Origin of the sequence: Mycobacterium sp. 4D054 (assembly GCF_052245755.1) — a bacterium.
Lineage (GTDB): Bacteria > Actinomycetota > Actinomycetes > Mycobacteriales > Mycobacteriaceae > Mycobacterium.
Window position 1 is genome coordinate 1 of the sequence record NZ_JBQQCF010000093.1, and the last position, 7,442, is coordinate 7,442.

Below are 7,442 nucleotides of genomic sequence, written 5' to 3' on the forward strand. Positions count from 1 at the left end.
AAATCACGCGCCGTCAACGACACCCCGACCGAACAGGAGGCCACCCCCGCGGCACTGACCGCCTGAACCATTAACTCGAAGAATCACACGACAGGCGTCGTACACCACGCCCCTGGACTTGACCGCGGCCCTTCCCGTTCTTCGGGGAGCCCACGACGAACTTGTTGTCGACGAGCGCCACCGACCGACGAACCGAGATGGACTTCTTATCTAGATCTAGATCTCGCCAGCGCAGCTCGGCCGCCTCCCCGAACCGCAGGCCGCACGTCCCGAGCACGTACACCAGCGCCCGATGCTCCCCCGCAGCACCGGCCAGCGAGTGCAACTGCTCCAGCGTCAGGAACCGCTGCTCGACAGTCCCCACCGAAGGCAGCTCCACGCCGTCGACAGGGTTCATCACCAGACGGTTCTCCCGCACCGCCAACGCCAACACCTGGCGCAGCACCCCCACCGTTTTGTGCACCGAGGCCGGCGCGTGGCTCGTGCTGAGGTCCGCCACCCACTCCCGCACCAACTGCCGACTGATATCACCCAACGGAACCTCGGCATGGTCGGCGATGAAAGTGTCCAGCACAACCTGGTACCGGGCACGAGTCGACGGCTTCAACTTGTGCTTGGACTCCAGCCACTCCCGCGAGAATTCCCCCAACTTCACCCGCCCCGCGGCGGGGGCGACGTAGGAGCCCTTCCGCTTATCAACCTCGAGTTGCTCCGCCCACGCCGTCGCGTCCCGCTTTGTCTGGAAGCCGCGCTTGGTCGTCTGCCGGTGATCCGGGGTCCGGTATCGAACCCTGTACCGCGTTGACCCGGAGGATGTTTCGTACTTCTCAATCGTTGCCATCGTCGGACTCCAACTGCACCTGGGCCCGCCTGGCCGCAAGCCAAGCACTCTGGGTCTTCTTGTCCTGTTCCATTTGCGTCCGCAGTCGCCAAGCCGGCCATGCAGCAGCCTGAAATACGAGCGGTATCCGCTCATCGCCAGGTAAGGGGTTGTTGCCGCGGAGCCAGAACCACAGCGGCGTTGCGCTCAGCGGGTCCTCGCACCCGGTGACGGCCACCTCGTCGCTACCATCCTCCGTATCCGGCATCAACAGCGTCACAGGCGAAACCTCAAGTGCCACAGCAAGAGCCACTAAATCATCGGCATCTACTCGCCGAGTCTTCCCCACGATCTTTCGTAGTCCGAGGGGTGGAATAGGCCGCCCAATCTGGGACAGCCGCTCGGACAATGCAGCAAAGGTCAGGTTCTGCCGAGTTCTCAGCCGCTCGACATTCTCTGCGACTGCCTCTCCGGTCGGTCCAAGGGGATTCTTCGTCAACGCCTTCGGCGGATCTGGGGTTGGGCTCACACCGACACGATAAGGGATCTTTTGGATCGCTTGCGCGATTCACTTGACCGCGTGATGTGACGTGATGCATTATTACCCCGAGAGAGATCGTTACGATCTCTTCATAGATCGAAAGGAAACACAAGGTGGCTCATCTGCTGGACACGCTGCCCCCAGTGGCGACACCCACACAGGTTGCCCAGGTGGTTCAGACGAGCGTTGACGCGCTCGCCCAGGACCGGTACAGGCGCCGAGGAATCCCATACGTCAAAATCGGCGGTCGCGTCAGATACCTGCGCGAAGACGTGCTCGCATACCTGGCTGCCAATCGCGTCGGCGGTAGCGCCGCCTGATGCGCACCTACCCGCAGTTCGAAGACCTCGGGCTGATCGACGACGACCGGACCGAAGACCTCCGGCCCGGAAAGAGCGAAGCCCCGGAAGTTGCAGCTTCCGAGGCTTCAGAACCAACCCTCACCAGAAAGTAGGTAACCCCATGATGACACACCACACCCTCTGCACGCGATGCACGGTCCCAACCGCCGGAACTGAGCTGTGCACCTTTTGCTCGACCTACATGCCACCGACACGCCGCCCAGAGGTCACAGACCACCTCGACGCGGCCGTGGCGCGAATCGACAGCATCCGCGCCGACATCAACGCCGTCATCCGCGAACTGCCCGAGGACGTCCCGATGTTCGCCCTCGTCGACATCGTCAACGCTCTGTGGAATCTGAGAAACGCCTCGGTGCTACTCGACAAAGCCAACGACGCACTGGAGGCCGACGCCCAGGTGGTGCAGCGATGAACCCATCGAATTTCCATACAGTCTGGTGCGATCACCGGGAATACGGCGATACTCACGACGACATCCTCCCGTACTGCCTTCGCCAACTTCACGGCGTGGAACTCGTCAATACCGATGCCGAGAAGTTCGCTCCGCACCTGTGGGTGTACTCCACCAGCGCCGCTCATCCCGATGCCCTGACATCTGGTGTGCGAGTGGAGAACGAACAGAAGTACGACGGGGTCGAGCTGACCGTCGAGCGGTACGACGGAACTGACTGGACCGAGCAGAAGCTCCGCCTCACGTCCGATGCGGCACGGTCGTTGGCAGCCACGCTCATCCGTGCCGCCGACATCCAGCAGGGATTGACTCGGTGACGGCGATTCCCGCCAGGGAGGCCCGCCCCATTGCCGGGGCGGGTTCTTCCGCATCCCAAGAAGTCTCGTGGTGGGCAGTCCATCAGTTCTTAAGCGCCGTTGTCGAACAGGTCAAGAACGCCACCCTGCCGTGGGCAGGTACACCGGCCTGGCGAGAACTCGACGACGCAGACCCTCGAAAACTGCTGTCACTGGCTATCGCTGGAGAACACCACGTGCTCCGCGTCGAGATCGGGCAGGAACAGCGCGCCCAGGCCGCCGAGGACGTGTGGGGCGGTGCCGACTGGTCCGAGGCTGCACGACAACTTCCCCGACGTCAGAAAATCGACCGACTCCGGGAGGCATCGTGACAGAGATCGATTGGGGAATGCGTCAGGCGAGCATTGAATGGGCGTCGGACATCCGGCCACGTAAGCAGGTCTGGCTGTGGGAGAACAAGATCCCCGTTGCCACGCCGTCCGCCCTCGCCGGTCGCGGCGGCACCGGAAAGACTACCTACGCCTGCCACCTGATCGCGCGGCTGTCACGCGGACAGCTCCCCGGCCAGTTCCACGGCCAGCCGCGACGGTCGCTGATCTGGTCGGGTGAAGACTCATGGGAGACAGTTTTGGTTCCCCGGCTGATCGCCGCCGGCGCGGACCTCAACATGGTTGGCCGTCTCGCCATCGCCTCCTACGCGGACGGCTCCACATGTGAAGTCACGCCGAAGTTGCCCCTCGACACGAGGGTCATTGCCGACGGTGTGAAAGCCGGCGAGGCCGCCCTGGTCCTCCTCGACCCCATCGCCTCAACGATGAGCGGCGACCTCCACCGAGAGGCCGACGTCCGTATCGCGGTAGATGCACTGGCGCGGGTCGCCGACGAGACCGGCGCGGTGATGATGTTCGTCCGCCACTTCGGCAAAGGGGGTGGCAACGCCTCCGACAAGATGAGCGGCTCGCACGCCTTCCGTGACGCGGTGCGCTCGCTGTTCCTGTTCGCCGAGGACGGCGATCGTGTTGTGGTCACCCAGGACAAAGGGAACTACGCGCCACGCGGCGAAGAATCCTTCGCGTTCCGGCTGGAGAGCATCACGGTCCCCACCGACGACGGACCAGCCGAGGTTGCCCGTGTCGTCGAACTCGGATCGTCGGAGGTCTCGGTGGGCGACGTCATCAACCGCGCCCATCAAGACGACGACGCCGGAGAGCGGACCGCCGCCGAGCACTGGCTCCAGGACTACCTGACAGAGAACGGAGCAACGCCGTCCAAGGTCGTCAAAGCCGAGGCCCGCAAGGAAGGCATCAGCGAAGCGACACTCAAGCGAGCAAAGAAGAAGCTCGGCGTCCTCGACCACTCCGAAGGCTTCCCCCGGACCTCGACATGGGATCTACCCAATCGGCTCACCACTGAGCCGACTGCCCTAGGACATGAGCCGACTGAGCCGACTGAGCCAACTGGACTCGACCAGCGCAAACGCGATGAGCCAACTGAGACCATTTTGCAGTTGGCTCACGCACCTGAGAGTGAGCCAACTGGTGAGCCCACCGCACCCGAGCCCAACCCGACCGCACCGACACCGTTGACGACACGTCGGCAGGAACTCCAGGCCCGTCGCACCATCCGCGTCAGGGGCAAAGAGGCTCCCCGCTGCTACATCTGTGGCAAGGCTGTCATGGCCGGACAAGGTGACGCCCACCTGACGTGCCTCAGCAAACAGCAGGAACCGGCATGAGCCGCCGCGTCGTATTCCTGCCGGGCCGACTACTTCACCAACCCACCAAAGGAGAACCCCATGAACGAACTCGACCAAGCCCGAGCTGTTGTCGACGAGACCGTGATACGCGCCCAACGCGGCGAAGGACTCGACATCCTCGCCCTGGCCGACAACTGGCACGGCAGCCAACTGGCCCTGCTGTCCGCCGCGGTCCTCGCCGCCATCGGCCGAGAAGACCCCGACCCCAATCCAGCACCCCGCGATGGACTTCGCGCCGCGCAGTTCCTCGCCGGATGGGCCACCTCAGATCCCGCCGTCTTCTCGCCCGCGGTTGAAGCCGCCACCAAAGACGGGCGCATGCAACACCTCCTGGCCGCAGTTGCCGAACACGCCGTGCTCGCCCTCGGTCTCCGCGACGATCCCCACCAGCTGGCCGAACTACGCCGCTCGATCGCCCTATGGACCCAGCAAGACACCAAGGAGAACTGACATGACCGAACCCGTCACCGACACCGGCCCCGCTGACGCAGGCAACACCGAGGCGTCAGACGTCGAAGCCCCTACGGAAAACTCCGACACCGTCAAAGAGGCCAAGAAGTACCGGCAACGCGCCCAAGCCGCCGAGGCTGAACGCGACACCCTCAAGACCCGCCTCGAATCCCTGCAACGCAACGAGATCGAACGCCTCGCCGCCGAACACCTCAAAGACGGCACCGACCTGTGGCGCGACGGCGCGCAACTGGCCGACCTCCTCGACGACGACGGCAACATCGACCCCACCAAAATCGCCGACCTCACCCAAACCCTGGTGACCGCACACCCGCACTGGCGCAAGCTCGCCCCCGCAGCACCCCCGGCTTCCATCGTCACAGCCACCGACAAGATCCTGCCCGGCGAAAAACAAGCCACCTGGTCAGACCTTCTTAAAGGCCGAAACAACAAGTAGAATCATGCGTATCGGCGCGACCAAGCCGGGTGCTCAATCCCGCCGATACGCACGCCCCTGGTGGGCAACCTTGAACAGCAGTGCGCTGCAAGGACTCCCAATCACTCACTGACACGCCTTCGCGTGCACTCCCACCAGGAGAAGCAACATGTCTCTACTCACCAGCAATGCCGGCGGAATCCTCCGCCCCGAAGAAGTCGGCGCGCTCATCGTCCAGCCCGTCGCCAAAGCCAGCGTCGCCATGCAAGTCAGCACCATCGTCGAAACCAACTCCAAGGACTTCCGCATCCCCATCGTCACCGACGATGTCAGCGCATCCTGGACCGCTGAAGGCGCCGACATCACCGCCACCGACGCCGAAGTCGACGAACTCCTCGTCACCCCGAACAAGATCGCCGCCCTGTCCAAGGTGAGCCGGGAACTGGCCGCAGATTCCAGCCCCGCCGCCCAGAACGTCGTCGGGCAGTCCATCGCCCGCGACATCGCACGCCGCCTCGACTCCGCCTACTTCGGTGACACCGTCGCCAACGGACCCAACGGGATCTCCTCGCTCAACGACATCCAGTTCGTCGACGCCGACACCATCACCAACGTCGACCCCTTCTCCGAAGCCATCTCCAAGGCCGAGAACGAAGGCGCACAGATCACCGCGTTCATCGCCAACGCCGCCACCGTGCTGGCCCTGTCCAAGCTCAAGAAGCTGACGACCGGATCGAACGAGCCACTACTGCAGCCGAACCCCACACTGCCCACCCGCCGGCAGATCCTCGGTGTGCCGCTCTACTCCGTCCCCAACACCGTCGTCCCCGCCAACACCGTGTGGGCCGTCGACATGAGCCGCGTATTCGTCGTCGTCCGACAAGACGTCGAACTCTCCGTCGACGAATCGTTCTACTTCGGGTCCGACTCACTGGCCGTGCGCGCCGTGATGCGAGTCGCGTTCGGGTTCCCCCACGAACGCGCCGTCATCAAGATCGCCCCCGAGCCGGGCACCTAAGAACCGTTCGGCGCTCGTCCCGTTCCTACGAGCGCCGAACAACCGGGCCGGGTCGAGCACCGAGCTTTAGGGTGCTGAGTGTGCTCCCCGGCCCGGCCCCAACACCGCAGGCCACCAACAGAACCGAGCAGCACATGCCCCGCCGAAACAGACGCGAACCCGAGCCCAACCCCTTCCGAATCACCGGCATCGGCCACTTCCCAATCGACAGGCCCGACCGGGGGGTGGGGAAGGCTCCCCGGGGGTCTGGACCCCGCCCGGTAGGCACTGCGGATTTTGGTGGCTGCATTGCAGACGAAGGTAAAAAATGGTGAATCCGCAGGTCGCTGAGTCGTCTGGTGCTGCTCTGGTAGCCCGTATCCGGGCTGAGATGGCCGAGGAAGGGTTGGAGCCGGATGCGCGGGAGACGGAGCTGCTGGATCTGGCGGCTGACCTCGTGGACCGGGTGGTGGAACTCGAAGCCGCCATCGCGGCGGACGGGTTGACCGCCAAGTCGAAGGGCGGGGTGGTGCGGCTGCACCCGGCGGTGGTTGAGGCACGCCAGACCAGGACGGCGTTGGCGCGGGTGCTCGCTGGTGTCCAGATGCGTGACGACGCGAAGAACCCGGCGAAGCAGAAGGCGGCCGAGACGCGCTGGCGGTCGCACAACATCGCGAAGAGGGGCATCGGTGGCTAGGCGGATTCGCCCGGAGACGGCGGTTCAGGTTGTCGGGGTGCGGGGTGTGCAGGTGGCGAAGTTTCGGGCCGATCTGGAGAAGCTGCCCACGGTCACCGATATCTATGATTTCGGGCTGCAGCGGGCGCTTCTGGAGATGAAGATCGCCGCGCTGCAGGCGGGTGAGGCCGTCGAGGTCCAGGCGGTCGAGCTGGCCGACGAGCTGCTGTCGAAGGCCGGGCTGCGATCCCGTTTTGACCGAACGGGCATGCGGCTCTTCCGCATCGAGGATGACCGGCTCGTGCCCGCCGATGACAGCGCTGGGTGCGCAGGAGATGCGAGCGGTTCTATGCTTCCCCTTTGATGGAAGATCCGCAGCGTCGTGGTGCCGTTGTCTACTGGCTTCGGAATGTGGGCGATCCCTGGATTGGATCTGAGCGCCCGCCCGCACCGGGTAGTTCCCTCGCCGCTGATGATGCGGTCGAGCCGCGTGTCTCGGAGTTGGCGCGGTTCGGTATTGCGACGGCGGTCGATTGTTGACCGTCCCTCTGTGTGACGACCACGGCGGGGGTGATCGTCATTGAAGTTGTCGAAATCCCGGGTCGGGGACGGCGGTCGTCTGCATCATCAGCGTGCCCACGAACGGACCCCGCGCTG

Annotated in this window: 12 protein-coding genes; 10 read left to right on the forward strand and 2 right to left on the reverse strand. The window is 64.3% G+C overall.

The annotated features are described in order from the left end of the window. Nucleotides 1-70: 70 nt before the first annotated feature. Together ACTWP6_RS29375 and ACTWP6_RS29380 are read right to left on the reverse strand one after the other, a co-directional pair. Nucleotides 71-841, reverse strand: coding sequence for an Arm DNA-binding domain-containing protein (locus tag ACTWP6_RS29375; protein ID WP_443189525.1), 771 nt, complete (start codon nt 839-841; stop codon nt 71-73). Then, the gene (locus tag ACTWP6_RS29380; RefSeq protein ID WP_443189526.1) at nt 828-1,100 is read right to left on the reverse strand and encodes a hypothetical protein; all 273 of its coding nucleotides are present in this window, start codon (nt 1,098-1,100) and stop codon (nt 828-830) included. Before ACTWP6_RS29380 ends, ACTWP6_RS29375 begins: the two co-directional genes overlap by 14 nt. A 404-nt stretch (nt 1,101-1,504) precedes the next feature. Between ACTWP6_RS29380 and ACTWP6_RS29385 the strand changes: the two genes are divergently transcribed. The 10 genes from ACTWP6_RS29385 (at nt 1,505) to ACTWP6_RS29430 (ending at nt 7,149) form a co-directional block, all read left to right on the forward strand. Then, nucleotides 1,505-1,681 (forward strand): helix-turn-helix domain-containing protein, encoded by a 177-nt coding sequence (locus ACTWP6_RS29385; protein WP_443189536.1) that lies wholly within the window; start codon nt 1,505-1,507, stop codon nt 1,679-1,681. A 223-nt stretch (nt 1,682-1,904) separates the two neighbouring features. Further along, nucleotides 1,905-2,135, forward strand: coding sequence for a hypothetical protein (locus tag ACTWP6_RS29390; protein WP_443189527.1), 231 nt, complete (start codon nt 1,905-1,907; stop codon nt 2,133-2,135). A 95-nt stretch (nt 2,136-2,230) separates the two neighbouring features. Then, nucleotides 2,231-2,491 (forward strand): hypothetical protein, encoded by a 261-nt coding sequence (locus ACTWP6_RS29395; RefSeq protein WP_443189528.1) that lies wholly within the window; start codon nt 2,231-2,233, stop codon nt 2,489-2,491. Beyond that, entirely contained in the window at nt 2,488-2,841 is a 354-nt protein-coding gene (locus ACTWP6_RS29400; RefSeq protein ID WP_443189529.1) for a DUF2742 domain-containing protein, read from the forward strand. Before ACTWP6_RS29395 ends, ACTWP6_RS29400 begins: the two co-directional genes overlap by 4 nt. Further along, a complete protein-coding gene (locus tag ACTWP6_RS29405) occupies nt 2,838-4,205 on the forward strand; it encodes an AAA family ATPase (RefSeq protein ID WP_443189530.1) in 1,368 nt (455 codons plus the stop codon). The genes ACTWP6_RS29400 and ACTWP6_RS29405 overlap by 4 nt, the downstream gene beginning before the upstream one ends. 60 nt (nt 4,206-4,265) lie before the next feature. Beyond that, on the forward strand, nt 4,266-4,676 hold the full coding sequence (locus ACTWP6_RS29410) for a hypothetical protein (RefSeq protein WP_443189531.1): 411 nt from the start codon (nt 4,266-4,268) through the stop codon (nt 4,674-4,676). A 1-nt stretch (nt 4,677) separates the two neighbouring features. Beyond that, nucleotides 4,678-5,133, forward strand: coding sequence for a hypothetical protein (locus ACTWP6_RS29415; protein WP_443189532.1), 456 nt, complete (start codon nt 4,678-4,680; stop codon nt 5,131-5,133). A gap of 148 nt (nt 5,134-5,281) precedes the next feature. Then, complete coding sequence (locus ACTWP6_RS29420; RefSeq protein ID WP_443189533.1) at nt 5,282-6,130, forward strand: phage major capsid protein; 849 nt, start codon at nt 5,282-5,284, stop codon at nt 6,128-6,130. A gap of 307 nt (nt 6,131-6,437) precedes the next feature. Next, entirely contained in the window at nt 6,438-6,806 is a 369-nt protein-coding gene (locus ACTWP6_RS29425) for a hypothetical protein (protein ID WP_443189534.1), read from the forward strand. Between the two features lie 46 nt (nt 6,807-6,852). After that, nucleotides 6,853-7,149 carry a hypothetical protein gene (locus tag ACTWP6_RS29430; protein WP_443189535.1) on the forward strand — a complete coding sequence of 99 codons (297 nt, stop codon included), beginning with the start codon at nt 6,853-6,855 and terminating at the stop codon, nt 7,147-7,149. Nucleotides 7,150-7,442 lie beyond the last annotated feature (293 nt).